This is a genomic window from Methylobacter psychrophilus (assembly GCF_025583945.1).
Taxonomy (GTDB): domain Bacteria; phylum Pseudomonadota; class Gammaproteobacteria; order Methylococcales; family Methylomonadaceae; genus Methylobacter_C; species Methylobacter_C psychrophilus.
Map to the genome: position 1 here is coordinate 1 of NZ_JAOEGU010000052.1, position 26769 is coordinate 26769.

24 protein-coding genes are annotated in these 26769 nt (G+C 42.4%); 10 read left to right on the top strand and 14 right to left on the bottom strand.

Annotated elements, in window-relative coordinates:
- Positions 1-210: 210 nt before the first annotated feature.
- The 4 genes from trxB to infA all read left to right on the top strand — a co-directional run bounded on the left by trxB (position 211) and on the right by infA (position 2946).
- Entirely contained in the window at positions 211-1164 is a 954-nt protein-coding gene (gene trxB, locus N7974_RS16995) for a thioredoxin-disulfide reductase (protein WP_243219298.1), read from the top strand.
- Between the two features lie 86 nt (positions 1165-1250).
- Entirely contained in the window at positions 1251-1946 is a 696-nt protein-coding gene (gene aat / locus N7974_RS17000; RefSeq protein ID WP_262966770.1) for a leucyl/phenylalanyl-tRNA--protein transferase, read from the top strand.
- Positions 1943-2644: an arginyltransferase gene (locus tag N7974_RS17005; RefSeq protein ID WP_262966771.1), complete on the top strand. Its 702-nt coding sequence runs from the start codon at positions 1943-1945 to the stop codon at positions 2642-2644. Before aat ends, N7974_RS17005 begins: the two co-directional genes overlap by 4 nt.
- Positions 2645-2727: 83 nt before the next feature.
- Entirely contained in the window at positions 2728-2946 is a 219-nt protein-coding gene (infA, locus tag N7974_RS17010) for a translation initiation factor IF-1 (protein WP_243219304.1), read from the top strand.
- Positions 2947-3002: 56 nt separating this feature from the next.
- Here the strand turns inward: infA and clpA are convergent, their stop codons facing one another.
- Together clpA and clpS are read right to left on the bottom strand one after the other, a co-directional pair.
- Complete coding sequence (gene clpA, locus N7974_RS17015; protein ID WP_262966772.1) at positions 3003-5267, bottom strand: ATP-dependent Clp protease ATP-binding subunit ClpA; 2265 nt, start codon at positions 5265-5267, stop codon at positions 3003-3005.
- 13 nt (positions 5268-5280) lie between these two features.
- A complete protein-coding gene (clpS, locus tag N7974_RS17020) occupies positions 5281-5604 on the bottom strand; it encodes an ATP-dependent Clp protease adapter ClpS (protein WP_262966773.1) in 324 nt (107 codons plus the stop codon).
- 223 nt (positions 5605-5827) lie between these two features.
- On the opposite strand from clpS, the gene N7974_RS17025 reads away from it, so the two are divergent.
- From N7974_RS17025 to purB, 3 genes are all read left to right on the top strand, one after another.
- Positions 5828-6289, top strand: coding sequence for an NUDIX hydrolase (locus N7974_RS17025; RefSeq protein WP_262966774.1), 462 nt, complete (start codon positions 5828-5830; stop codon positions 6287-6289).
- Positions 6282-7397, top strand: a complete 1116-nt coding sequence (gene mnmA / locus N7974_RS17030) for a tRNA 2-thiouridine(34) synthase MnmA (RefSeq protein ID WP_262966775.1) — start codon at positions 6282-6284, stop codon at positions 7395-7397. Before N7974_RS17025 ends, mnmA begins: the two co-directional genes overlap by 8 nt.
- An 81-nt stretch (positions 7398-7478) precedes the next feature.
- Positions 7479-8843 carry an adenylosuccinate lyase gene (gene purB, locus N7974_RS17035; RefSeq protein ID WP_262966776.1) on the top strand — a complete coding sequence of 455 codons (1365 nt, stop codon included), beginning with the start codon at positions 7479-7481 and terminating at the stop codon, positions 8841-8843.
- Positions 8844-8906: 63 nt separating this feature from the next.
- On the opposite strand, the gene N7974_RS17040 is transcribed toward purB, so the two are convergent.
- From N7974_RS17040 to N7974_RS17050, 3 genes are all read right to left on the bottom strand, one after another.
- Entirely contained in the window at positions 8907-9911 is a 1005-nt protein-coding gene (locus tag N7974_RS17040; RefSeq protein ID WP_262966777.1) for a cytochrome-c peroxidase, read from the bottom strand.
- Between the two features lie 233 nt (positions 9912-10144).
- Complete coding sequence (locus tag N7974_RS17045; protein ID WP_262966778.1) at positions 10145-10375, bottom strand: TIGR02450 family Trp-rich protein; 231 nt, start codon at positions 10373-10375, stop codon at positions 10145-10147.
- Positions 10372-11274 carry a TIGR01777 family oxidoreductase gene (locus N7974_RS17050; RefSeq protein WP_262966789.1) on the bottom strand — a complete coding sequence of 301 codons (903 nt, stop codon included), beginning with the start codon at positions 11272-11274 and terminating at the stop codon, positions 10372-10374. Before N7974_RS17050 ends, N7974_RS17045 begins: the two co-directional genes overlap by 4 nt.
- Positions 11275-12155: 881 nt before the next feature.
- Between N7974_RS17050 and N7974_RS17055 the strand changes: the two genes are divergently transcribed.
- Positions 12156-12587: a hypothetical protein gene (locus N7974_RS17055; protein ID WP_262966779.1), complete on the top strand. Its 432-nt coding sequence runs from the start codon at positions 12156-12158 to the stop codon at positions 12585-12587.
- A gap of 118 nt (positions 12588-12705) precedes the next feature.
- Positions 12706-13248, top strand: a complete 543-nt coding sequence (locus N7974_RS17060) for a lipocalin family protein (RefSeq protein WP_262966780.1) — start codon at positions 12706-12708, stop codon at positions 13246-13248.
- 42 nt (positions 13249-13290) lie between these two features.
- Here N7974_RS17060 and tusC read toward each other — a convergent pair whose 3' ends face one another.
- Entirely contained in the window at positions 13291-13647 is a 357-nt protein-coding gene (gene tusC / locus N7974_RS17065; protein ID WP_262966781.1) for a sulfurtransferase complex subunit TusC, read from the bottom strand.
- A 6-nt stretch (positions 13648-13653) separates the two neighbouring features.
- The gene (gene tusD / locus N7974_RS17070) at positions 13654-14043 is read right to left on the bottom strand and encodes a sulfurtransferase complex subunit TusD (protein WP_262966782.1); all 390 of its coding nucleotides are present in this window, start codon (positions 14041-14043) and stop codon (positions 13654-13656) included.
- A gap of 125 nt (positions 14044-14168) precedes the next feature.
- On the opposite strand from tusD, the gene N7974_RS17075 reads away from it, so the two are divergent.
- Entirely contained in the window at positions 14169-15731 is a 1563-nt protein-coding gene (locus N7974_RS17075; protein WP_394813126.1) for a beta-barrel assembly-enhancing protease, read from the top strand.
- 481 nt (positions 15732-16212) lie between these two features.
- On the opposite strand, the gene N7974_RS17080 is transcribed toward N7974_RS17075, so the two are convergent.
- The 7 genes from N7974_RS17080 to N7974_RS17110 form a co-directional block, all read right to left on the bottom strand.
- Positions 16213-17292 (bottom strand): copper resistance protein B, encoded by a 1080-nt coding sequence (locus N7974_RS17080; RefSeq protein ID WP_262966783.1) that lies wholly within the window; start codon positions 17290-17292, stop codon positions 16213-16215.
- Positions 17293-17344: 52 nt separating this feature from the next.
- Positions 17345-19054: a copper resistance system multicopper oxidase gene (locus N7974_RS17085; RefSeq protein WP_262966784.1), complete on the bottom strand. Its 1710-nt coding sequence runs from the start codon at positions 19052-19054 to the stop codon at positions 17345-17347.
- Positions 19055-19200: 146 nt separating this feature from the next.
- The gene (locus N7974_RS17090; RefSeq protein ID WP_262966785.1) at positions 19201-20250 is read right to left on the bottom strand and encodes an AI-2E family transporter; all 1050 of its coding nucleotides are present in this window, start codon (positions 20248-20250) and stop codon (positions 19201-19203) included.
- A gap of 72 nt (positions 20251-20322) precedes the next feature.
- The gene (locus tag N7974_RS17095) at positions 20323-21804 is read right to left on the bottom strand and encodes a lipopolysaccharide biosynthesis protein (RefSeq protein ID WP_262966786.1); all 1482 of its coding nucleotides are present in this window, start codon (positions 21802-21804) and stop codon (positions 20323-20325) included.
- A gap of 449 nt (positions 21805-22253) precedes the next feature.
- The gene (locus tag N7974_RS17100) at positions 22254-23087 is read right to left on the bottom strand and encodes a PHP domain-containing protein (protein WP_262966787.1); all 834 of its coding nucleotides are present in this window, start codon (positions 23085-23087) and stop codon (positions 22254-22256) included.
- Positions 23088-23156: 69 nt separating this feature from the next.
- The gene (locus tag N7974_RS17105) at positions 23157-24947 is read right to left on the bottom strand and encodes an ABC transporter ATP-binding protein (protein ID WP_262966788.1); all 1791 of its coding nucleotides are present in this window, start codon (positions 24945-24947) and stop codon (positions 23157-23159) included.
- A 273-nt stretch (positions 24948-25220) separates the two neighbouring features.
- Positions 25221-26123, bottom strand: a complete 903-nt coding sequence (locus tag N7974_RS17110; protein WP_317451621.1) for a thermonuclease family protein — start codon at positions 26121-26123, stop codon at positions 25221-25223.
- Positions 26124-26769 lie beyond the last annotated feature (646 nt).

Here is a 26769-nt window from a genome sequence, read left to right on the forward strand (position 1 = left end):
TTCCGGCAAGCATATGGTTGGTAGAGATTTAGGCCGACTGGAACCGACTGCTTCGCTACAGTACCGTGCTGCTGGATGATTTGCCAAAAATAAGAATGTAAAGAGTTTAAAAACTTGAACATCGAGTACACACAATAATATTTACGAAACCTGATTTCACCGGCATACTTTTTTACATTTAACCCAACATGGCTCCTGTAGAGATTTTTTATGAATAACCCTAAACATTGTCGTCTTTTAATTCTGGGCTCCGGCCCTGCAGGTTACACCGCTGCTATTTATGCCGCACGTGCCAACCTAAAGCCTGTAATCATCACCGGCATGCAACAAGGTGGTCAATTAACTACCACCACAGAAGTTGATAACTGGCCAGGTGACGTTGAAGGCTTGCAAGGCCCTGATCTCATGGAAAGAATGCGTCTGCATGCAGAACGCTTTGAAACAGAGATTATTTTTGATCATATCCATACTGCTGATTTATCGGCCAGGCCCTTTACATTAACCGGTGATTCAGGCACTTATACCTGTGATGCGCTCATTATTGCGACCGGTGCATCAGCTCGCTATTTAGGCCTGGAGTCTGAAGAAGCATTTAAAGGCCGAGGCGTTTCTGCTTGTGCAACTTGTGATGGATTTTTCTACCGCAATAAACCGGTAGCTGTTATTGGTGGTGGCAATACAGCCGTCGAAGAGGCGCTTTACTTGGCTAATATTGCTTCAACAGTCACCGTTGTTCATCGCCGCGACAAGTTTCGTTCTGAAAAAATTCTGTCTGATAAATTGATTGAAAAATCAAAAAACGGAAATGTCGTTATTGAATGGAATTCCTCTCTGGATGAAGTACTTGGCGATGACATGGGCGTTACCGGTATCAGAATCAAAAACACCCTTGATAACTCAACCAAAGATCTGGATGTACATGGTGTTTTTATTGCCATTGGACATACGCCTAATACCGGGATTTTTGAAGGTCAACTGGACATGGATCACGGCTACATCAAAGTTAAAAGCGGCATTACCGGAAATGCTACGGCAACCAGCGTGGAAGGCGTTTTTGCAGCAGGTGATGTGATGGATTCTGTTTACAAACAAGCAATTACTTCAGCTGGCGCAGGCTGTATGGCAGCACTGGATGCAGAAAAATTTCTTGATGAATTAGTTTAGGCAGATTCAAGGTAAAAGGCGCAAGGTGCAAGTGTTTGCACTTTGAACTTAATCCTTGCGCCTTCTTACTTTAAACTTCTAAAAATATGCAACTAACTGTTCTTGACCCTGATAAACCAGAGCAGGATTTTCCTGCCTTAAATAAAGCTCTGCGCGAACCGGACGGGTTACTTGCGATTGGCGGTTGCTTGTCAGAAAAACGTTTGTTAAATGCTTATCGGCACGGAATTTTCCCTTGGTATAACCTGGACGAACCTATTCTGTGGTGGTCACCTGACCCCAGATTGGTTTTATTTCCGGATAAATTAATTGTTTCTCGAAGCCTGCGAAAAACGCTACGTAAAAATATTTTTTCAGTAACCTTTGACCAGGCTTTTAGCGAAGTTATTGCTGCCTGTGCACAACCTAGACAGGAAAGTGCAGGCACCTGGATAACAGAGGATATAGAACAAGCTTATATTGAGCTTCATAGAAGCGGTTTTGCCCATTCTGCAGAAGCCTGGCTGGACGGTGAATTAGTTGGTGGTTTGTACGGTGTTGCCATAGGACGTGTTTTTTTTGGCGAATCCATGTTTCATACCAAAACAGATGCCTCAAAAGTAGTTTTTGCCAGCCTGGTTGAACAGCTCAAAGCCTGGGATTATCAATTAATTGATTGCCAGGTACACACAACACATTTAGCAAGTTTTGGTGCAATAAATTGTGACCGTAGTAATTTTATAAAGTTACTCAATAAATATTGTGATAGTCCTGCCGACCCATCAGCCTGGCACTTAAAATGACATCCATTCCGTTATTTCTTAGCCAGCAACATCCGTGTAGTTATCTTGATGGCGAACAGGCTCAATCAGTTTTTGTCCATCCATCCTACCCGTTAACGCCATCAATTTATGCTCAGCTAATAGCACAAGGTTTTCGTCGCAGTGGCGATGAAGTTTATGCACCGCATTGTTCTCATTGCTCTGCCTGCATTCCGGTAAGGCTACCGGTCAAAAAATTTAAACCCGGCAGAAGTCAAAAACGCTGCCTGCACAAGAACATTGCTACTCAAGTCACCGTCAAGCCCGCTATTTTTGAACAAGCACATTATGACATGTACTTGCGCTATCAGACTGCCAGGCATAACGAAGGATCGATGGCTAATGTCAGCCCTGATGAATACATTAATTTTCTTGGTAGTTCGTGGTGCGATACGCGATTTATCGAGTTTTCTATCAATAATGAACTGGCAGGTATTGCTGTTGTTGATCAGTTTGACCAAGCATGGTCAGCAGTTTATACTTTTTTTGAGCCCAAATTTTCTGACCACAGTCTCGGTGTTTTTGCCGTTTTATGGCAAATTGAGCAAGTAATCCTGCAACAAAAAGAATTTTTATATCTGGGATTTTGGATAAAAGCCTGTAAAAAAATGGCTTATAAAAGTGATTATCAACCGATGCAGCTGTTAATTGACAATCAATGGCATGAAATGACTGTTTAAAAAAACAAATATCCACACTCTTATGTTGTTAGAAATCAGCTTATGTTATAATGCGTTATTTTAATTGCTGGGACTAAATACAAATGGCTAAAGAAGATCAAATTGAAATGGAAGGCAAGGTAATCGATACCCTTCCCAATACCATGTTTCGCGTCGAACTGGAAAACGGTCACGTTGTGACTGCCCATATTTCCGGAAAAATGCGCAAACATTATATTCGCATTCTCACCGGTGATAGCGTTAAAGTTGAAATGACACCTTACGATTTAAGTAAAGGTCGCATCACTTTCCGTATGCGCTAACCCCATTAATACCATGGGGCAGCGCGCAAGCTTTCTTATTTCACTGAACCGCTCTATTAAAAATCAGTTTCAGAAACAACCAATTCATTGCTTTCTATAGCAAAAGCCATTTCATCATTTTCCACATAAATTCTGACATGACCACCGTGCGCGAGCTTGCCAAACAGCAAGTCATTAGCCAGAGGTTTCTTGATTTTCTCCTGAATTAATCGCGCCATTGGTCTTGCCCCCATTTTTGGATCACAACCATGTTCGGCCAACCACAGACGGGCTTCAGCATCTAACGTTATCGTTACATGCTTATCGGCAAGTAAGGCCTCTAATTCAAAGATAAACTTATCAACGACATGCCCGACAATTGAAATATCCAACGGTTTAAATTGGATAATGGCATCAAGGCGATTTCGAAATTCAGGCGAAAAGCCTTTTTCTATCACTTTCAAACTGTCGGTTGCATGATCCTGCTGAGTAAAACCTATAGAAGCACGACTGCCCTCCTCCGCTCCGGCATTGGTGGTCATTACCAATATAATGTTACGAAAATCAGCTTTACGCCCGTTATTGTCAGTCAATGATCCATGATCCATAACTTGTAATAACAGATTAAAAACATCAGGATGTGCTTTTTCCAATTCATCAAGCAATAACACGGCATGAGGATGCTTGGCAACCTGTTCGGTTAGTAACCCGCCTTGATCAAACCCCACATAACCTGGGGGCGCCCCTATCAACCTGGAAACAGTATGACGCTCCATATATTCAGACATATCAAAACGAATCAGCTCAACGCCTAGTACTTTAGCAAGCTGACGAGTCACTTCTGTTTTACCAACTCCGGTAGGCCCTGCAAAAATAAATGAGCCAATGGTCTTTTGAGTATCCCGAAGACCTGCACGCGATAATTTTATCGCAGAAGCCAATGCTGAAATTGCTTCATCTTGACCAAAAACCAGCATTTTCAGATTTTTTTCCAGATTGGCCAGCTTGTCTATGTCATTGGAAGACACTGATCGCGCCGGTATTCTGGCAATTTTTGAAACAATGTCTTCTATTTCGGCAACACCAATTTCCTGCTTGCGATTAGCTTCTTCTGTCATCCGCTGTTTTGCACCCGCCTCATCAATAACATCAATGGCTTTATCCGGCAAATGTCGATCGGTAATATACCGATCCGACAATTCTGCCGCTACACGCAAAGCTTCAGCCGTATACTTAACGTTATGATGCTCTTCAAAACGCGACTTAAGACCTTTTAATATCAGAATAGTATCTTCAACTGAAGGTTCCAGTACATCAACTTTCTGGAATCGACGAGCCAAGGCATGATCTTTCTCAAAAACCCCGCGATATTCCTGATAAGTTGTCGAGCCAATACAACGCAATTGACCGGAAGCAAGTACGGGCTTAATCAAATTGGAAGCATCCATAACCCCACCGGAAGCGGAACCTGCCCCTATAATGGTATGAATTTCATCAATAAACAAAATGGAATCCGGTTCTTTTTTGAGCTGATTCATTAAAGACTTAAGCCGCTTCTCAAAATCACCCCGATATTTCGTACCGGCAACCAGTGCCCCCAAATCAAGCGAATAGATCACACTATTTTGCAAAATCTCAGGTACATTTTCTTCAACTATTCTTTTTGCCAAGCCTTCAGCAATCGCTGTTTTACCAACACCTGCCTCGCCAACCAATAAAGGATTGTTTTTACGCCTTCGGCAAAGCGTTTGAATCGTTCTTTCAATCTCAAGCTCTCGGCCAATTAATGGATCAATACGACCCTGCCGGGCCTCTTCATTAAGATTGGTAGTATATTTATCTAAAGGACTGCCGGCATCAGTATCACTTGCTTCAGATGCTGAGTCACTTGGAGACTCGTTATCCTGATCGGTTTTTGAAATGCCGTGCGCCAAATAATTAACAACATCCAGACGTGATATATCCTGTTTATTTAATAAATAAACCGCATGAGAATCCTGCTCGCTAAATAAAGCGACAAATAAATTCCCACCGGTCACTTCCTTTTTATCAGAAGCCTGAACATGAAAAACAGCCCGCTGTAATACCCTTTGAAATCCTAAAGTAGGCTGAGTCTCGCGCTGAACTCCCAAAGGAATCAATGACATGGTCTCATCAATAAATTGGCTCAATTGCACGCGTAGCGTGTTAATATCGCATCCACAAGCCTTCATGATGGCTTCAGCAGAACTGTTATCGAGCAATGCCAGTAATAAATGCTCAACTGTGATAAATTCGTGACGTTTATCATGCGCGTTTTTAAAGGCGGTATTTAACGTAACTTCAAGTTCTTTGCTTAACATAAACGCTCCAAATTTACACTTCTTCCATCGAACACATCAACGGATGCTGATGTTCCCGTGAATAATCGTTGACTATATATACTTTAGTTTCAGCAACATCTTTAGAATAAGTTCCACATACACCTACCCCCTGAGTATGTATTTGCAGCATAACCTGTGTTGCTTTTTGTTCGGTCATGGCAAAAAATCCCATCAAAACATCAATGACAAAATCCATGGGCGTAAAATCATCATTTAACAAAATAACTTTGTATAGCGGCGGTCTTTTTAACTTGGGCTTGGCTTCCTGAACAACCAAGTCGTCCTCATTATATTTTAACGGATCAAAATCGGGCATAATAACCAAATCATCAAATAATATATTACTTTAAGGGTTCAATATGGTGTCAATATTAATATATACAAGCTTTTGCACATAACAAATTAAATCATACAAATTATAAAACACCAGACCCATACTTACATCCACGCTTTAACTTTACCCTGTAAAACCTTTTTTACCAACATAAGTTCCTAATATCTAGTAACATGTTAATTTTTATCAAAGTCGGAAATTATCAATGGTTTGGAAACCACGCGTTACCGTTGCAGCCGTTATCGAACGAGATAATCGATTTTTACTCGTTGAAGAAGAAACGCCTCGCGGACTACAGTTTAATCAACCTGCCGGACATTTTGAAAAGAACGAAGACCTGATTGCCGCTGTCAAGCGCGAAGTCAACGAGGAAACAGCCTGGCATTTCGAGCCGGAACATCTTATTTCCGTCCAACTTTGGCGTAAAAATCCTGAGTTACCCACCTTTATCAGGGTTTGTTTTTCGGGTCGCTGCCATAGCCACAACCCGGATCAACAACTGGATGAAGGCATAGTCGCAACACACTGGCTCACGCGTGACGAAATTGCCGCCCAACAACATCGCTTACGCAGTCCTTTGGTCCTTATTAGTGTAGACGAATACCTGAATGGACACCTTTATCCTTTATCACTAATACAATCATTTCTCGATCTTGATCATGAGTAAAAATATAATCGTTGGTATGTCTGGTGGTGTTGACTCTTCGGTAACTGCCTTGCTATTACAAGAACAGGGGCATCAAGTCACCGGTTTATTCATGAAAAACTGGGAAGAAGATGACGGCACAGAATATTGTACCGCCATGGAAGACCTTGCCGATGCACAACAAGTCTGCGATAAACTGGGTATAGAGCTTAAAACCGTCAATTTTGCCGCCGAATACTGGGATGAAGTCTTTGAAGTGTTCTTGTCTGAATTTAAGGCCGGACGGACACCAAATCCGGATATTCTGTGTAACAAACACGTAAAATTTAAAGCCTTTCTTAATTATGCCATTGAAGATCTGGGCGCAGAATACATCGCTACAGGCCATTATGCCCGTGTTGCAAGCTCACCAAGCCGAAGTAATGACCACAAGGATGAGTTTTTCTTGTTAAAAGGGCTGGATCCTAATAAAGAGCAAAGCTATTTTCTTTATACGCTGGGACAAAAGGCCTTGTCAAAAACCCTGTTTCCCATCGGTCACCTGCACAAGCCCGAAATTCGGTTATTGGCAGACAAGGCAGGTTTTGCCAATAGCCGTAAAAAAGACAGTACCGGCATCTGTTTTATCGGTGAACGTAAATTTACCGAGTTTCTTCAGCGTTATCTACCGACCCAACCAGGTGAAATGCGCACGCCTGAAGGCCAGTACATTGGCAAACATTCCGGCTTAATGTATTACACCTTTGGACAACGCCAAGGCATGGGCATAGGCGGTGTTAAAAATGCCCCTGATGAACCGTGGTATGTACTCGATAAGGATCTGGAAAATAATATATTAATCGTCGGCCAGGGCCATGATCATCCACTCATGTTGCATAACACGCTGGAAGCCGGTCAACTGGATTGGTGTAGTAATAAACCCTTAACAGAACCGCTACGCTGTACCGCCAAAACCCGTTACCGACAGGCAGATCAGGCTTGCCAAGTCGAACCACTGGCAAACGATCGCGTCAAAGTAAGTTTTGATCAACCTCAAAGAGCCATTACACCCGGACAATCTGTCGTTTTTTATGACGGCGAAGTTTGCTGGGGCGGCGGGATTATTGAATCCAAATACAATACAAATTAAGGCGATATCCGGAAATAGATAGACCCGAATTATGCAGAATATCACCTAAAATACCTCATAACAGCATCAGGATAATTACCCATGACTAACTTTGCCTTAACCGCAATATCTCCTATCGACGGTCGCTATGCCGACAAAGTTGAGAAACTACGCCCTGTATTCAGCGAATACGGCCTGATTCGTTTTCGGGTATTAGTCGAAGTGCGCTGGCTGCAAGCTTTGGCAAAACATCCGCTGATTACTGAAGTCAGTCCATTCAGCGATTCTGCAACAGAATTGTTAAACAGTATCGTCAGTGATTTTTCTCAAATTGATGCGCAGCGCGTTAAAGATATAGAAAAAACTACCAATCACGATGTTAAAGCCGTTGAATATTTGTTAAAAGAAAAAATTACCGGCTGCGCTGAACTGGAACAGGTCAGTGAGTTTATTCATTTTGCCTGCACGTCAGAAGATATCAATAATCTGTCTTACGCATTAATGCTGAAAGAAGGCCGTGAAATTATCATGTCACAAATCAGTGACTGCATAAATGCCCTTAAGAAACTGGCCTTGGAAACTGCCGATCAACCCATGCTGTCACGTACCCACGGACAATCTGCAACCCCAACTACCGTCGGTAAAGAATTTGCCAACGTTGCCGCCCGTATGTCACGCCAAAAAGATCAACTGGCTGCCGTTGCTTTATTAGGCAAAGTAAATGGCGCAGTGGGCAATTATAATGCGCATTGTGTAGCTTATCCTGATGTTGACTGGGCTGAATTTGCCCAACACTTTGTCGAATCCTTAGGATTACAATTAAATCCGTACACCATCCAGATTGAACCGCATGATTATATTGCCGAATTTTTCCATGCCCTGTCACGCTTCAATACCATTCTGCTGGATTTTGACCGGGACATCTGGGGGTATATTTCCTTGGGCTATTTCAAACAAAATACCATTGCCGGTGAAGTTGGCTCATCCACTATGCCACATAAAGTCAATCCGATTGATTTTGAAAATTCGGAAGGTAACTTAGGCATTGCTAATGCCCTGTTTACTTTTTTGGCAGAAAAATTGCCAGTATCACGGTGGCAACGTGACTTAACCGATTCTACAGTACTAAGAAATATCGGTGTCGGCATCGCTCACACGAGCATCGCCATACAAGCCAGTTTAAAGGGTATTTCAAAATTACAAATTAATGTCGATGCGATTGAAGCGGATCTTGATGCTAACTGGGAAGTACTGGCAGAACCGATACAAACCGTGATGCGTCGTTATGGTATCGAAAAACCCTACGAAAAACTTAAAGAACTAACTCGTGGCCAGCGCATTACACCAGAACAACTACAGGCGTTTATTGAAAAACTGGAAATACCGGCTGACGCCAAAGCTGATTTGCTGAAATTAACGCCGCGTAATTACACGGGTTATGCTGAAAAATTGGCTAAGGATATTTAAGGCGGGTTGCGCCTTATTGAATAAAATGAGTAGAGACGCGAGTGTCGCGTCTCTACCGTATTATTAATTGAACGACTTACCGGGTGTAGGTGGCAAAACCGGCATTGTTTGCTTGGGAAACTCACCTGTCAAACCATTAAGAAACGCGACAATGTCGGCAATTTCTTCTTTGGACAAGTCTTTATCCAACTGCGTTTTGCCCATAACGGTTACGGCTTCATCAAGAGTTTTAGCCGCACCATTGTGAAAATAAGGTGCAGTCAAGGCGATGTTGCGCAAAGTAGGCACCTTCCACAAATGTTCATCGTCTGCTTTTTTGGTCACTTCCGCCAAACCTTTATCATCTTTGAAATGGTACTTTGCTGCATAAAAGCTATTGCTATGTACAGGAAATGGCTGGAACATTCCAGGGCCATTAAACGCCGGGCCACTATGACAACTGGTACAACCCAGTTCAGCAACCTTGTTCATTCCTCGCACTTGTTGCTCCGTTAATGCTGATTTATCACCGGAAACGTATTTATCATAAGGACTATTAGGCGTAATCAAGGTTCTTTCATAAGCGGCAATGGCTTTGGTTGCATTGTCTTGAGAAATGGCGTCTTTACCAAAAGCTTGCTCAAAGGCAACCTGATAACCTTCAATGGATTTTAAGCGAACAACCACGTCATCCCAGTTTTTCATACCCATTTCAATAGGATTGGTCACCGGACCTGCAGCTTGAGCTTCAAGAGTGGCCGCTCGTCCGTCCCAAAACTGTACGGCATTAAACGCAGAGTTCCATACCGTTGGTGAACTACGACCACCAGTCTGGCCATTAACTCCCATCGAATTGGGTCTGTTATCTTCACCACCCAACATGGTGTTATGGCAGGAAGCACAAGAAACCGTGCCGGTAGAAGACAAACGCGGGTCATGGTATAACATTTTGCCCAGCTCAACCTTTTCTTCGGTTGTGGGGTTATCAGACGGTGCCGGTGCTACTTTAGGCAATGCTTCCCAAGCCGAAGCCACTGAAATCGAACCTGTTAACGCCAGTGCAATCACCAGCGAACGAATTTTAAACATACTATCCTCCAAATATTATTATAGTTATCATCAATCTCGACAAATCTAGCACTCCACAGCTTATAAGTCGACCAATTACCGTTATATATTTTCTGATTTTTAAAATATAACGCCAGCAAGATACAATTAAATCCCTATAAAAATACCTAAATAACGCTATCACATTGTTATTTAGGTTTTATGTAAAGAGCAATTCTACAAAGATGTTTTACTTTGGCAACTCCCTAAAACAGTCAGAGCCACCCCGGTAACCAACTGGATGCGTCTTTCAATAGTTGCCAGTCCAGTTCAATTTCACGATGATTAATAACAGCTTCCAGCACACAAGCAACGACTATCTCCTGCTCATCCCTGTCAAGCCGTGTTACTAAAAAATGCTTCTCTTTATTGGCCGGTTGCACGGCAGTCCACTTGCTTAACAGCAACTTTTCGGGATTTATTTGTCGGCTTTTCTGTTTATTCATGACTGACTAAGTACCTCTGTTAAAGCACTGGAAAGATCGTTGTATTGAAACTTGAAGCCTTCAGCTAACAAGCGTTCCGGCAATACCCGCTGACTACCTAATACCAGTGCTGACATTTCACCCAACAAAGGCTTTAACAAACACGCCGGAACGGGAAGTAATGCAGGACGCTTTAAGCCATGCGCCAAGGCTTGGGTAAACTCACTATTAGTCACCGGATTAGGCGCTGTTGCGTTATACGCACCTTGCATGGATGTATTCGTTATCATGGCATTGGCAATAGCGATCCAGTCGTCCCGATGAATCCAGGACATCCATTGCTGTCCATTGCCCAAGCGTCCACCCAAGCCCAGACGAAAAGGTAATAACATGCGTTGCAGTAGTCCGCCGCCATCACCAAGCACCAAGCCGGTTCTTATTATGCAAACTCTGACACCTAATAGTTCGGCTTTTTTCGCTTCAGCTTCCCAATCCGCACAAAGCTGCCCGGAAAAATCGGTATGAGTTACTGATTGTTCGGTTAACACCGTATCACCGTGCTCGCCATAATAACCGATAGCAGAGCCACTGATTAAAAGCGTTGGCTTAACAGTCATAATGGCCATACACGCAACCAGTTGTTTAGTCAGATTGATTCGACTATCACGAATAACTTGTTTACGGGCATCGCTCCAGCGAACATCAAAAATAGGCGCTCCGGCAAGATTGATAATAACCGGATACGTATCTTCAGGCTTAAGTTTATCGAGACTATCCAGTGCCTTAATACCGAAGCCACAGATTTTTTCTACTGTGTCAGGGTTACGACTTAAAACGGTCACCTCATAACCTTGGTTAGCCAGATTTTGCGTCAATGCACGACCAATAAAGCCGGTACCGCCGGTAATCAATATTTTCATCATACTGTCCTTATACACATTAAACATACAACAATAGGGAAGCTTTAACTCAATCTTCAAGTTTTCTTACTTTGACTTTATAGATCCTGGATAACCTACAACAACACAACGACTAATTAGATGTATAGACTTTCAGAAATTAAACTTCCAATTCATATCGCTGTAAGCTCATACAGATACCATCCCTTGAAGGGATGGTATCGGTTAGCATCGAAATTATTTATCTGAAAATCTGTAGGCCGGAATAAGGCTTTTCAAGCGTAAGCGGAACAAGCGTTTCCGGCTAGCTGTACGAGTGCGCTGGAAACGCCACCACACGCTACGCCCTTCGACAAGCTCAGGACAGGCTTGGGTGGTCTTATTCCAGCCTGCGCCTAATGCTTGTTATCGCTGAATTCTCCGAAATCAAGAATTAAAAACTTGAAGATTGAGTTTAAACATTTTTTAATATTGACACTAAAGTCACCAATAAACCAGTGAATAATTTCCAACAGTCAGCAGGCTGTCGATAGCCTGGTTGCATAGCAACCTACCGATTTTGCACAATATTAACACTGTACATGTATTGTACAACTATAGTTTGACAAAGTAGCTTTTGGCAGGTAAGTTAGACATAAGTTTTTTGCTCTTTTAACAACACTTGAAGCCTGGCAAGATACCCTGAATTTGTATAAGGAACAGTCACAAACAACTTGAATAGCAACCCGTCCCCGGTATTATCCGGGCACAAGAGAAATAAAACAGTCATGTTGTTTGATGCACATCCCTAAGTTGTTTAATCCGCTTAATGAATTAAACAGCGTACTCACCGTCCTCCTCTATAACCCTCTCGCTCTGTCTAAGAGAGGGTCTTTTTTTGTGTTTAATCATCGGTAAAGTAGATGAATAATATGGCATATAAAGGTATACAAGGGATTAAATTTCTCATCGAAATCAATTTCTATATTTCAGTTATCTTGTTGATAGCAGGTGGTATTTTTTCAGTACCGGGAAGCAACTCTATTTTTGAATTTAATGAGGATCTTTATGGTGCACTGGATAATAATTTACGCATGATAATGATCTATTTGGCAATCACTGAGATGGTTATTTTAGTGTATTGTTTTTGTAGGAAAAATTTTCAGATAATGACTATTATAGGATTCTTCCTGATTTTGATGATTGGGTCCATGGAATTTTATGGTGAAATCAATACGGTAGAAATTGATGAAAACTTTCCTTTATTTTTTCTTTATACCGGACTATCGCATATCCTGTTTGGCGCAATGGCGAGTATAAAAAAAAACAGTATTCATACATCACCTGACCAATAGTCAGAATAACGATACAGTTTCAACCGGCAAGATTTTAGCCAGATTAAGGTTAAGTTGATTACTCATTTCGGCATTATAATTTCCTCTTTATCATTAATTTCCAATCAACTTTAAAATCATGAAAAAACTGTTTGTTTTATTTACCTTAATAAGCGCTTTATCATCAGGCTGTACCGGAATTCCGGAAGGCATAACAGTGGTCGATGGCTTTGAAGCTAACCGTTATATGGGCCCTTGGTACGAGATAGCCAGACTCGATCACCGTTTTGAAAGAGGCTTGAATAACATTTCGGCAACTTACTCACCAAGGGCAGATGGCGGTGTTAAGGTGATTAACAAAGGCTGGAACGAAGCTGAAGGTAAGTGGGAGCAGGTCGAAGGCAAGGCTTATTTTGTCGAACAACCTGACAAAGGCCGCCTAAAAGTCTCTTTCTTCGGTCCATTCTATGGTGGCTATAATATTATTGACCTGGATAAAAAAGACTATGCCTATTCAATGATTACCGGCCCTGATAGATCCTATTTTTGGATATTATCACGCACCAAGCACCTGCACAAAGCGACCTTGGACAGGTTGATTGAAAAAGCCAAACAATTGGGTTTTGCAACAAACCAATTGATCTTTGTCAATCAGGACAAGCCTGCACAACTGACTGAATAAAATTTTTTGATAATTTTCCGGAACGCACATTAAAAATGTGCGTTACCCGGGAAAGACAATGTCAAAACGTTTCATTAATCCGGCAATATCTTTTCTATAAAGCGTCTGAACAGGCAAACACAAATCGCTACACGTTAAACCACGTTCCTGTAAAGATTCGACTTCGGTGTAAATATCGTTAACATCATAAATTTCCAGAGCGTTAAAAATTGCAGAAGTATCTTTCATGCCGATTTTCTCAGGATACTGGCCTTTTTTTATTTGAAACACGCCATCATCCAGCAATAAAATACTGACCTTTTGATCAAAAGCCGCTGTGATCAAAATAATGTCCAGCATTTCTTGAACATAAGCGCCACTATGTGCAGGTTTGCGTAAAACAAATAAATAGCTTTTCATCAATACTTACCCAAAAACAATAAATCGATCAGCTTCAAGTGTGGCTTCCACCAACTGCCCCAAACCGGAAATCCGAAAACCATCGGCCAAATCATTATCCTGCTTGCCCTGTCGCCTGGCTTCATCCATCCCCAATAACCCGCGCCTTTGAGCAGCCGAAATACAAATCACTAAATCAACCGGATAGCGCCGCGCCAACTCACTCCATTGTGCAGTAAATTGAAGCTCATCATCAGGCGGCGTTGTATGTTTAAAAGCCTGATAAACCCCATCATGATAAAAAAACACCCTGAACACTTCATGGCCCTGTAACAAAGCAGCTTCAATGAACTGATAGGCACTATGCCCGCTATTTGATTGATACGGACTGGTATTAACTTGAACGGCAAATTTCATTTTAAATGGCTATTTTCTTGGGTTATATTTATTTGAGATGTTTTATAATGAATAGCTGATATTCTATTGCAGCTAACTAATCCCATGCTGATTTAGTGACTCTATTATCGTAACCCTGAGACCCCATGTTTAAACCTTCTGCTATTACCCTGGCACTAAGCCTTACCCTCTTCCCACCGCCACAGCAGGCTGTTGAGCAACAGGTCATAGTAACCCCCAATGGCTTCCCTGCTCCACGGCAAACTACCGGGCAACCTATCATCATAAATCCCGATAACTTCACTGTGCCGCAACAAGCCGTTGAGACTGATAAGATCAACTTACCGGATATGGGTGATTCCTCTGGCACACTGATTTCGCCTGCCGAAGAAAAAGAATTTGGCGAAGCATTTTTCAGAAGCTTGCACTCGCAGATCACCATCAATCAGGATGCCGAGATTCAGGAATATATTCAGTCAATTGGTCAAAAACTGGTTGCCAATAGCGATGCACCTGGACACCCGTTCCATTTCTTTGTTGTTATGGAAAATGATATCAACGCTTTTGCAGGCCCGGGCGGCTATATTGGCGTTAATTCAGGACTCATTCTAATGACCGAATCAGAAGGTGAATTAGCCTCGGTAATGGCGCACGAAATTTCTCACGTAACCCAACGACATTTATTCCGTGCAGCAGAAGCGGCTGGTCGCTTATCCATTCCTACAGCCGCAGCAACATTGGCGGCTATTCTATTAGGGACACAATCACCGGCCATGGGACAAGCCGCTATCATGGCCATTATGGCAGGTAACGTACAGTTTCAAATTAATTTCACCCGCGAAAATGAAGCAGAAGCCGACCGTGTCGGTATGCAAACCCTCGCAGGATCTCGTTTTGATCCTCGTAGTATGCCAATATTTTTTGAACGCTTACAACAAGCAACCCGTTATTACGGACAGGCAACTCCCGAATTTTTACGGACTCATCCCGTGACTGCATCGCGTATTTCCGACACTCGTGGACGCGCCGAAAATTACCCTTATAAACAATATCCTGATTCTCTGGGCTATCAATTAACCAAAGCAAAAATTCGGGTTTTAACAACGACTGATACCGCTGCCGTAAAAAAATATTTTCAATCAAAATTACTGCAAGGAACAAAAGAGCAGCAAACTGTTACTCAATATGGCATGGGCTTAGTTGCACTTAAAGAAGAAAAATATAAAGAAGCTGAAAGTATTTTTCAAGCTTTAACCAAGCAATATCCCGAGCAACCTCAATATCCTACCGCTCTTGCACGCACTGCTCTGGATGCTCACAATTACACAACAGCGGCTAATCGCTATCAAAAGCTGACTGAACAATTTCCGAATAATACAGCCATTAAACTTGAATACATAAATGCGTTATTAAAAACCGATAAAACAGAACTGGCCCGACAAAATTTATTATCATTAAGTCCTGTAATGCAAAAAACACCTGTTTATTGGGAATTATTGGCACAAGTCTATAGTAACTTGAATCAACCTGCTGAATCTCATCGCTATCTTGCCGAATACTACTATGCAATGGGGGGAACCCAAGATGCGATTCTGCAGATAAGACTGGCGCAAGAATCAAAAGGACTCAATTTTCAGCTATCTTCAATACTGAGTGAACGCCTCCACTTTTTCTTAAGACAAGAACAAGAATCAAGACTTAACCGGTAAGCGATAGAATATATGTAGCGTCAGTAGAAAGCACTCGTTGCCTGTAATTTTATTTATTAGAAACCACTAAAATACCATAACACACTGTATTTGTTAACCATTTTAAAAAATACTATTTTTTTCCGGAAAAACCTGGTTTTTTTGTAGACGCTGGTAATTTATTGGATATAAAATACGCCAGCTTTACGGGGCTAAGCTGGTTTAACTACCAGTTAAAAGAGGGGGGAAAGAAGCCTTTCGGGGCGCATCAATAATAATAAAAGAGTAACACTACTGGGTTGAGTTGCGCTGAAACAGCGACAATTAAATAATAAAAATAATAAAACTCAATGTGCCCGCTTAATGCGGGCTTTTTATTGCCTGTTATTTAGCTTTTTACTGCCTTCATAACCATTTATTCGTAAATTGAAGCGCTATTGAGCCAAACAGAATGCTCTCAGTAATTAAAGAAGCATATTCCACAAAGTTGCAAAACAGCCTCCTAAAACCAAAAACGGGCTCCGGCGACAAATCGTGTGCCTTGCGGAACATCTCCGGTAGTCCGCATATAATCAGCCGCTGACCCGAACTTGCCAGCCCATTCAACACCGATGTAAGGAGCAATCTCACGCCGAATCTCGTAACGCAGACGCACTCCTCCGTTAAAATCAGATAAGCCACTACTGACAGCTCGTGTATAATCTCTTTGGCTGTAAAAATTCATCTCCATACGTGGCTGCATAATGAGTTTTTGCGTTAGCAATAAATCGTATTCTGTTTCAAGCCGGAATGCAACTCTCCCCCGCTCATTAACATAACCCGTTGCTTCCACATATAACCAGTAAGGTGCTAATCCCTGAACACCAAAAGCAAGCCAACCCCGGTCAGTGCCTTTGCCGCTATCATAACGCACGCCCAGTTGCGTATCCCAATAAGCCGTAACTGCATGAGCCCAAAGCAGCTCATTGCGCGAATCCTTAAACGTGCCAGCCTCAATGTCACCTTCGGCTCTGATAAGCGCTCGGTTATAGGTTTGACCAAACCAGGCCTGCCAATCATAAGTCATTGAGGTGCTGCCTTGAGTCGTTACACTTTCAAGCCGATCAACCAGAAGCGAAGCAAGCATATCTTCATCGCCCATCTGTGGATGTGACATTGATCCAAAATCATAACCCTCTGAATAGACGTGTGGATCACGAGCATCCGATGGTGCAAAGCCTCCCTGCATGGACAGGGATTTAGCATCACCATGATTCATACTGCTCATGTCGACTGCTTGTACAGAACTTGTAGCACCGTGGTTCATGTCATGCCCGGTATTGGCAGGATCATTTTGATCCATACCAGGCATGGAACCATGATCCATTTTGCTGTGATCCATTTTACTATGATCCATTCCTGGCATGTTTTCCATGCCCCCGGCTTTGACTACCGGAGCCGTCATGGATTTTTTATTAGATTTTTCACTGTTGGTAACGACAGAATGATGACTGTGATCAACGATAACCGGATTTTCTTGCGCCCAACATGAAGATACGTTGAGAACCATCAAGCTGACAATCAAATTGATTCTATAGCTCATTGGTCATTCCCTGGTTTCACTTTCCGATTACGCGGGTTTGATTGCATCCTGCTCAAGCTACAACCACTTCACGCATCATGCCGGCATGCATGTGATAAAACAGATGACAGTGCATTGCCCAGCGCCCCAAAGCGTCTGCCGTAACAAGAAAAGACACCCGTTGCGCCGGCTGCACGATAATAGTGTGCTTACGAACCTGAAAACTACCATCCGGGCTTTCCAGATCAAGCCACATCCCGTGTAAATGCATGGGATGTGACATCATCGTGTCATTAACAAAAATCACGCGCAGTCGTTCACCATAACGAAAATGTACCGGCGTAGATTTGCCAAACTCAAGTCCATCCAATGACCAACTATAGCGCTTCATATTACCGGTGAGATGAAGCTCAATTTCACGCGCGGGTTTCCTCGGATCTCGCGACCCTCCAACACTGTGCAAATCGGCATAAGTCAATACCCGGCGACCATTGTTTCTTAAGCCGATACCAGGATCATCAAGGTTACTGCGTGGCGTATCCACACGCATGTCAACACTGGGGCCATATTCAGAGCTGGCATGGTGTACACGGACATTCTTGCCTTCCATTGCCATATTGGTATGACCGCTGTGATCCATCGCATCCATACCCATGTCACCCATCATGTCCGTCATAGAAAGAGCAACTGCCTTGTCCAGCGCAGGTACTACCGCCGTCATGCCTGCACCTGTCGCCAGAGTACCGCGAGCATAGCCGGTACGATCCATAGTCTGGGCAAAGATTGTATAAGCCCCTTCTTTTGGCATCAAAATAACATCATAGGTTTCGGCAAGACCGATGCGAAATTCATCCACCGAAACAGGCTCAACGTTCTGCCCGTCAGCCTGAACCACCAGCATTTTAAGTCCGGGAATGCGAATATCAAAAAGTGTCTGCGCAGCCGAGTTAATAAAGCGTAGTCGCACTCTCTCGCCCGGACGAAATAGCCCCGTCCAGTTACTAGCAGAGGTGTTGCCATTCATCAGGTAAGTATAGGTATAGGCAGAAATGTCCGCCAAGTCGGTCATATTCATGCGCATCATATTCCACATATGGCGCTTTTGGATAGCGTCAAGCAGACCCTCGCCGACTGCATCATTAAAAAAATCAACCGCCGTGTGCTGGTTAAAATTGTAGTAATCACTTTGCTTTTTGAGCTTGGCAAAAACCGTTAGCGGATCTTCGTCAGTCCAATCGGATAACTGCACCACATAGTCACAATCAGCCTGAATCGGTTCGATACCAGCCGGATCAATGATAATTGTGCCATATAACCCTGTCTGTTCCTGCATACCGGAATGTGAGTGATACCAGTAAGTACCTGATTGCTGAACTTTGAAGTGATAGCTAAAGGTTTCTCCGGGAGCGATACCTTTAAAGCTGATACCCGGCACACCGTCCATTTGATAAGGCAAAATGATACCGTGCCAATGAATTGAGGTTTCCTCGGCAAGATGATTCGTAACATGAATCGTTACCGTATCACCTTCCCGCCAGCGTAGTGTCGGCGCAGGAACCGAGCCATTAACGGTGGTTGCCATCCGTGGCGCTCCGGTAAAGTTAACCGCTGTTTCTGCTATGGTAAGGTTAAATTCAGTACCTGCAAGCACTTGTGTCTGGGTTGTCAGCTTTGCTTGAGCCAAGTTGAAACACGGCAAGACCCCTAAAGCAGCCAGGCCCTGAATAAACCGTCTACGGGAAAGATTAGGTGCAATAAAAGAGGGTTTGCTAATAGACGGCATCGTAAGGTGTCCTTGAGTACAAAAGGATATTCGACTTGGATCGTCTATCAGACGTAATCATTTAAGCCGATTATTAACCCCATATTACTTGTTATCCTAAGAAATAAGCAAAAGAGTCTTGATTAACTTCTTAAACCAGATAATTTTTACGGATTGTTAATATCATCAATCCAGTCGCGCCAAATCGACATCAACACAGCCATCAGGGTAGGCCCTAAAAACAAACCCAGTAAACCAAAGGTCTCCATACCGCCAAAAATCCCCAACAGCGTCCAGATAAAAGGCAATTTGACCGCTCCACCAATTAATGCAGGGCGAATATAATGGTCGGCTACCAAAGTCAGAATCATGCCGTATGCAAACAGCGCACCACCTTCAGCCATCTGCCCTTGAGCCACCAGTACCAACGCACAGGTACCAAAGATCAATTTGGCTGCGTAGGGAATCATGGCAAAAATCCCCGTTAATGCACCCAATATCGCCGGATTACTTAAACCGACCAACGCATAACCAACTCCCATCAACAAGCCCTTACCCAGACCGATCAACATCATGCCATTAACTGTTGCACGCACGGCAATTGTGGCATGCAACGTATAACGAAAACCTTTTTCTCCAAACAGCTTGCGGCTACTGGCTAAAACCTGACGTCCCAGACTATCGCCATGTTGATAAACAAAAAGCAGCACCAGAAGAATGGTCAAAAATCCAAAAAATCGATGTACCAACTGGCTGGCAAAGTCTTTGGTATAAGTGACGGCCTTGCCTGTACTTAACCAGTGCAATGATTCATTGGCAGCTTCGGCACTACCCAACACATTCATCCAATACTCTTTTGCCCAATGGCCCATTATTGGCATGGTTTCCAGCCACACAGGCGGGGAAATGCCCTGGTTTTTCGCATCAGTCAACAGTTGACCGAGTATTTGCGCTTCCTGTAGCAACCGGCTCAAGCCATAACCTAATGGTGCCAAAATAACCGCACCCATGAGCAAGGTAAGTGCGACAGCAACCCACGTCATTTTTCCATGTCGATCATTAGAAGCCACTAGCCGTTGGTAAACTGGCCAACTGGCAATTGCCAGCACCACTGCCCAAACCAGCAACGTAAGAAAACTGTGTAAAACCCAGGCTCCCAGCAACAGTAAAATCAGGCCGCCGATAAAACGAGCGCGTACTTGCAGGTTATTTCGCATAATCTATCGATGATGACTTAAAAATAAAACTCCACATTTTAATTCACAACAGAGTCAATAGTATGACAACCGTTAACGTTTAACCATAACTACCAACTGCCGGCGCTCAAAAAGCAGGGTCATCAGAAGATAAATCGCCATCAATTCAATGGACAACAACCAGGGTTGTTGCCAGCCAGCGCCTACCGGCAACTGCACCCGTGCAAAATATAAACCAACACCCAACGCTATATAACCAAGCACCCGCTTAACATCATAAGCCACCGGATAATAGCGCCTCCCCAGTAAATAAGACACCATCGCCATACTGGCATAACATGCCAATGTCGCCCATGCTGAACCCACATAACCGAGCAAGGGTATCCACCAAATATTAAGCACAATCGTTAACGCGGCACCGGATAAAGAAACAAAAGCTCCCATCAAGGTACGGTCAGTCAGTTTGTACCAAATCGATAAATTAACATAGATACCCAAAAATAAATTAGCCAGTAATAAAATTGGTACAACCTCAAGACCCGCACGGAACTCATCGCCAAGAAAATACTTAAAGAAATCGATAAACAGCGTCACCAATAAAAAGATGAACACACAAAAGATCACAAAAAACTTAAGTACTTTTGCGTAAACGATACGCGCATCGCTGTTTCCTGAATAAGCAAAGAAAAACGGCTCGGCGGCATACCGGAACGCCTGAATAAACAAAGACATCAAAATAGACAGCTTGTAACAGGCGCTATAAATACCGAGCATTTTCATATTGGTCAGCGCGTCATAAGGCAGCAAGTACTTTAGCAAGGCACGATCAAGCATTTCATTGATAATCCCGGCAAAACCAATCACCACCATCGGTAACGAATAGCGAACCATTCTACCGAACAACTCTCGATCAAAACCCCAGGCCAAACCTTTTAATTGAGGTGCAAGCAACACAAACTTGAAGACACTGGCTATCAGGTTGGCAATAAAAATATAGCCGATACCAATAGCAGGATTGTAAACACTGACTACCCATGATTGTGGATTTTCTGCGTAAACCTTCGGGCAATAAATAATAAAAAACAAACTAAGCAATACGGTGATGATTATCTCTGTTACCTTGATCCCGGCAAAGCGAAAAGCCCGGTCTTCTGCCCGTAATCTGGCAAATGGAATAGAGGCAATCGCATCCAGAGTTAATATTAAGGTAAAACACAACACATACTCGGGATGATTGGCGTAATTCAGGGCTGATGAAAGCTTTGAATTAATGAGCAGAATGGTCAGGAAAAAACCCACATTAACCAGAACAACAAAAATTAGCGCTGTTGAATAAGCAACATCTTTGCCTGAATGCGCCTTATCGCGAAAACGAAAATAGCCGGTCTCAAAACCAAATAAAAGTAAAACGGAAAAGAATCCGGCATAAGCATAAAACTCTGATACCACGCCGTATTCTGCGGCAGAGAAGTAATAGGTATACAGAGGAACCAACAGGTAATTAAGGAATCGGCCAAAGATACTGCTAATACCGTAGATGGCCGTTTGAGAGGCAAGTTTTCTTATAATACCCATATTGTGTAAGTCTGAGGTGTCATCGGATAATTCCGGCTATGGCACGAAATTATACAGGATGAACCGAATTTGAATCGGGTGGAATAACGTTGACTATAGAGATATCTATAGAATTTCAGAAATTAAACTTCCAATTTATATTGCGATAAGTTCACACAGATAACATCCCTTCAAGGGATGGTATCTGTCAACATGGAAATTATTTATCTAAAAATCCATATCAGTGGTTGCTGCATTAACCTTAATGCCGCAAACTTTGGGCAGAGAAAATCAACCTGATAATTCTTCTATAGTCTTTCAGAAATTAAATTTCCATTACATTAAATTTTGAGCCCGTATGGATAACATCCCTTGAAGGGATGGTATCCGTTAGCATCGAAATTATTTATCTGAAAGTCTATAACTAAAATAAAGGGTATTTTTAGCGAAAATGCTGGCCAACGATAAGTCTAACCGAGTAATTCCCATACCGGCTTGATGTTCTGTGGTAAAGGCGCAAGCCTGCCTAATTCCACCCATTGATTACTTACATTATGAAAGTCGGAGCCCATTGATCCGGCCAGCTCAAAACGTGTTGCATAAGCCGCTGCCATGCGGATTTCATCAGCATTAATACGGCTGGTGATAACTTCTATGCCCTGACCGCCAGCATCCTTAAAAACAGTCAGCAAGCGTTTCATCCAATTAGCGGTCAGCTTATAACGTAAAGGATGTGCCAGTACGGCAACACCACCGGCTCCGGTAATCCAACTAATTGCCAACTCCAACTCAGCCCAGGAAGTTGAGACATAAGCCGCTTTACCTTTTCCCAAATAACGATCAAAGGCTTCTTGCTGTGTTGATACATGGTTTTGTGACAGCAGAAAATCGGCAAAATGGGTGCGGGTAATCATACCTTCACCAGCAGCTTTTTTGACGGCCTCAAATGCACCCGGAATGCGTTTTTTCTCCAATTTTAAAGCAATTTTTTCAGCTCGCTCAAGACGGGTACTCTGTAAATTATGGGTAGCTTCAGACAAAGGCAGATAAGCCGGATCAATACCCAACCCGACTATATGGAAACATTTATCTTGCCAATTGGTAGAAAGTTCAATCCCGGGAATTAACTTGATGCCGGTTGCCTCGGCACACAACTGCGCTTCAGGAAGCCCGGCAGTGGTATCGTGATCGGTTAAGGCCAGTGAGGTAACGCCCTGCTGATGTGCACGTAGCACTAATTCTGTTGGTGACAAGGTGCCGTCAGAGGCATTTGAGTGGCAATGTAAATCGTAAAGTTCGGTCATAAGTTCGGTTCCGCGTAAAAGGTGAAAGGCTCAAGGAAATTATTTCTCACCTTTTACCCGATATCTGCTTTATTGGTATTCGCCATAAAGTTTGGCATAAAGACCCTTATTATTAATTAATGTTTCATGACGTCCTTGTTCACAAATTATCCCCTGTTCAAAAACGTAAACATGATCAGCCTGTTTAACAGCACTTAAACGATGAGCAATAATAAGAGTGGTTCGGCCCTTTAAAAAAGTAGCCAACGCTTGATGTAATTTATGCTCGGTTTCGCTATCCAGTGCAGAAGTTGCTTCATCCAATATCACGACTTTAGGATTGGCAACAATCATACGGGCAATGGCCATTCTTTGCCGTTGACCACCAGAAAGCCGCATACCAAGCCTGCCAACGATAGTATCCAAACCGCTTGCCAGATCTTTAACCGCATCTTCTAATTGTGCAATAGCCAGTGCATTCCATAATACAGCGTCACTGGCGGGTTTACCCAAAGTCAGATTGGCGCGAATAGTATCATTAAATAAAACCGGGTGTTGTAGGACGGTAACCACATTCTCTCTGACAATCTCTAAACCTATGCGCTCAATAGGAACGCCGTCAAAGCAAATTTGGCCTTCACTGGGTAAATAGAGACCAATTAGCGTTTGTATCAAAGTAGATTTGCCGCCGCCGCTGGCACCAACCAGAGCAACCTTTTCTCCAGCTTTAATTTTTAAATGTATACCGTTAAGTATTTTTTCTTCTCCATAACTAAAATGTAGATTATTGACACTGATAGCGACGGTTTTTTTATTTAAAAACGGATTTTCAAGATGAGGATAATGCGGCTCCTGTTCCAATGCATTCAGTCTGTTGATACGCGACAACGCCGCTTTCGCAGCATAAAAAGCATATTGAATACCCAAAATTTCCTGTACAGGTGCCATCATAAACCAGAGATAGCCAAATACCGCGAGCATTTGACCAATACTGAGATCAGAATAAAAAACCATCAGCATGGCGCAGGCACGGAAAATATCAAAGCCAAACAAAAACACCAGAAAACTTAAACGCGATGCAGCATCACTTTTCCAGGCAAAAGCGGTTGAATACTCCTTAACCGAGCGGGCCGACTCTATCAATTGACCACAATAATAGTGCTCACGGTTACTGGCACGAATTTGATGAATAGCTTCCAGTGTTTCCGTTAACGATTGTTGAAAAACTTCGTAAGCAGAATTTTCCCTGGATTTAAGATCTTTAACGCGAGAACCAACCACACGCGTGAAATAAATCACTACGGGATTTAACAGCATAATAAACAAGCCCAATTGCCAGTGCATCCACAGTAAAATAACCGCCGTTCCGAGAATCGTTAAACTGGCCACCAGTAATTTACTAACAGTGGTACCAATAAACGTATCAATCGTATCAAGGTCTTTAACCAGATGAGTAACCACCGTACCGGTTCCAAGGCTCTCATATTCAGACATGGATATGGTTTGTAAATGCCCGATCATGCTTTTACGAATACGAAAAATAATGTCTTTGGAAATACAAGAAAAGTGTCGGGCCTGAATGATGTTAAAAATACTGGCTATAATTCTTAGTATTAAACTGACAATCAAAATAACCGAAATATAAAGAATGGGAAGCTGCCATTCAGTAGGAAATAATCGATTGATAAAGCCAATTGCCACGCCTGGTTTATTCAATAATACTTCATCAACCAACAACGGCATCAGTAACGGTACAGGAACACTGGCAATAGTTGCCAAAATAGCGATGAAATGAGAGTAAATCAGGGCTTTTTTATGTTCCAACGCAATTTGATAGATAGAGTTCCACGTATAAGCGTGTTTAGTCTGTTTTGATTGCACGACAATAAATTAGATAGTTTTTTATAAGCGGATGATTGTAGTATCTCACTATTATCATCCTCAATTTAAGGATTAATGCGACACCGTCATTATAATCAGTATGACTCAAATCCCGGTATCTGAAGGTATTTCTACATTTGTTAATTAGCATAACTATTTCAACTGCTGTTTTTATTATGACATATCTTATAAATCAATGTGATATAAAAACATATCTTGACTGTACGGATAAGAATCAATACCTCTGTCCGTTCTACTGAAAAGCCTGAATCCTTACCTACTGTCTATTTGTCTGAGCGCACTGGGGTGACGAATTAATACTGAAAATTGTTTTTTGTTTTTACTCAGCCAACCACGGACTTCAACAGCTTTACCAACATACTCATTAACATCAGGAAATAAAAACAGCCATTGGCGTTCGATCCGCGCTTCAAAATGGTTGGGGAAAATCAGGTAAACAGACTTTGAAGTATTGCGAATACTGACAACCTTGCCTACCAGTCGCGTCCAACCATGATATCCTGCCTCGGTAAGACTGCCAACCGGTATTGCGGCATACTCCAGTCGCTGCCAAAGACCCGCTTTATCCTGCTCCGCGGTATTTCCGGCGGCAACCAACTCATTAACATAACGCAAATTAGGCGGGTAAATACTAACCGTTGCAAGACCTGCTTTAACCAAAGACAAATTAATATGCTCTTTTTTTTCGGTAAACAAATACGCTAAAGTTCTTCCGTATTTATCGGTTTTCTCAACATCAAATTCCAGTCGAACTTTAGTATTTTTAAGCTTGTCAAGCAGCCAGGCTTTGGCTTCTTCTCCACCTGCCTCAGCCGGATTATTCCTATGTTGAATTTCCGGCGTATTGATTCCCAAAAAACGAATTTTCCTCCCATCCTCCAGCTCAACGGTATCGCCATCATAAACTGTTTTAACACTGTAAAATTCATAACCCGATTTTATATTAACAACTGTTGCATCAGGATTAAATCGATCAGAAAAATGCTCACTGCCTTTTGCATCCTGCCATTGATAGACTTTTGAGTCTGCACAGGCAGCCATACATAGCATTAAGATCAATAAGCCTGGTATCGACTTGCCTATACTCCGTAAACATGACCGCTCAGAGTATACATAACTACTAAATTGATCGACAAAAGCGGGATTATCTTGCATTTTATTAAGCCTTAATTTACCAAAAATAATAGCATTTAATGTAACTTAGCCTGATTTATACTCAAAATATTTAGAATCGATGTTATTCGAATCATTAGGGAAAGTTGCAAAAACTGCAATGTAGCACCTGTATTAATGTATAAAATATTTTTCTATAATTGCAATATAATAATTGCATTGAGTTTTAGGCTTATGCAATAATCAGCAAAAAAAAGCATAGGTGTTTGCCATAGAAGTCCAAAAATAGTTGGCACTTTTTATCACAAAAAATGCTAATAATTTTTATAGATCGGATTAGGCGCTAGCCGTAACCCGACACAGACACTTATATCAAATAGGCTGAATTAAAAAATCCTCTTAAACATAATCAACGGCTTCTCCTAGTGTGCCACACTCAAAACCGAACATGACGGTGAGATTGATCACACTCATTAATCACTTATAGAAATAAGCCGAGAAGCGCTTAACAATACCTTCGCCAATTGGTATGAGTAATTTATAGATATCGGAGGAAGGAGGAGGAGAAAGGAGAAAGGAGAAAGGTCAGAGAAGGTAGAATACCGCTTCTAACAGAGCATTCGCACCCAAACTGACCATGAACGAAATCATAGCAATACTAAATACCGTAAGTCCACATTTAAAAGCC

What these genes read in the sequence shown, in the direction of transcription:
- N7974_RS17005 (WP_262966771.1), top strand. Translation starts at nt 1,943, where the DNA reads ATGACATCCATTCCGTTATTTCTTAGCCAGCAACATCCGTGTAGTTAT.
- N7974_RS17060 (WP_262966780.1), top strand. Translation starts at nt 12,706, where the DNA reads ATGAAAAAACTGTTTGTTTTATTTACCTTAATAAGCGCTTTATCATCA.
- N7974_RS17050 (WP_262966789.1), bottom strand. Translation starts at nt 11,274, where the DNA reads ATGAAAATATTGATTACCGGCGGTACCGGCTTTATTGGTCGTGCATTG.
- N7974_RS17095 (WP_262966786.1), bottom strand. Translation starts at nt 21,804, where the DNA reads ATGGGTATTATAAGAAAACTTGCCTCTCAAACGGCCATCTACGGTATT.
- infA (WP_243219304.1), top strand. Translation starts at nt 2,728, where the DNA reads ATGGCTAAAGAAGATCAAATTGAAATGGAAGGCAAGGTAATCGATACC.
- N7974_RS17025 (WP_262966774.1), top strand. Translation starts at nt 5,828, where the DNA reads ATGGTTTGGAAACCACGCGTTACCGTTGCAGCCGTTATCGAACGAGAT.
- mnmA (WP_262966775.1), top strand. Translation starts at nt 6,282, where the DNA reads ATGAGTAAAAATATAATCGTTGGTATGTCTGGTGGTGTTGACTCTTCG.
- N7974_RS17100 (WP_262966787.1), bottom strand. Translation starts at nt 23,087, where the DNA reads ATGACCGAACTTTACGATTTACATTGCCACTCAAATGCCTCTGACGGC.
- N7974_RS17085 (WP_262966784.1), bottom strand. Translation starts at nt 19,054, where the DNA reads ATGCCGTCTATTAGCAAACCCTCTTTTATTGCACCTAATCTTTCCCGT.
- tusC (WP_262966781.1), bottom strand. Translation starts at nt 13,647, where the DNA reads ATGAAAAGCTATTTATTTGTTTTACGCAAACCTGCACATAGTGGCGCT.
- N7974_RS17045 (WP_262966778.1), bottom strand. Translation starts at nt 10,375, where the DNA reads ATGAATAAACAGAAAAGCCGACAAATAAATCCCGAAAAGTTGCTGTTA.
- aat (WP_262966770.1), top strand. Translation starts at nt 1,251, where the DNA reads ATGCAACTAACTGTTCTTGACCCTGATAAACCAGAGCAGGATTTTCCT.
- N7974_RS17055 (WP_262966779.1), top strand. Translation starts at nt 12,156, where the DNA reads ATGAATAATATGGCATATAAAGGTATACAAGGGATTAAATTTCTCATC.
- N7974_RS17080 (WP_262966783.1), bottom strand. Translation starts at nt 17,292, where the DNA reads ATGAGCTATAGAATCAATTTGATTGTCAGCTTGATGGTTCTCAACGTA.
- clpA (WP_262966772.1), bottom strand. Translation starts at nt 5,267, where the DNA reads ATGTTAAGCAAAGAACTTGAAGTTACGTTAAATACCGCCTTTAAAAAC.
- purB (WP_262966776.1), top strand. Translation starts at nt 7,479, where the DNA reads ATGACTAACTTTGCCTTAACCGCAATATCTCCTATCGACGGTCGCTAT.
- N7974_RS17110 (WP_317451621.1), bottom strand. Translation starts at nt 26,123, where the DNA reads ATGCAAGATAATCCCGCTTTTGTCGATCAATTTAGTAGTTATGTATAC.
- N7974_RS17075 (WP_394813126.1), top strand. Translation starts at nt 14,169, where the DNA reads ATGTTTAAACCTTCTGCTATTACCCTGGCACTAAGCCTTACCCTCTTC.
- N7974_RS17090 (WP_262966785.1), bottom strand. Translation starts at nt 20,250, where the DNA reads ATGCGAAATAACCTGCAAGTACGCGCTCGTTTTATCGGCGGCCTGATT.
- trxB (WP_243219298.1), top strand. Translation starts at nt 211, where the DNA reads ATGAATAACCCTAAACATTGTCGTCTTTTAATTCTGGGCTCCGGCCCT.
- N7974_RS17040 (WP_262966777.1), bottom strand. Translation starts at nt 9,911, where the DNA reads ATGTTTAAAATTCGTTCGCTGGTGATTGCACTGGCGTTAACAGGTTCG.
- clpS (WP_262966773.1), bottom strand. Translation starts at nt 5,604, where the DNA reads ATGCCCGATTTTGATCCGTTAAAATATAATGAGGACGACTTGGTTGTT.
- tusD (WP_262966782.1), bottom strand. Translation starts at nt 14,043, where the DNA reads ATGAAATTTGCCGTTCAAGTTAATACCAGTCCGTATCAATCAAATAGC.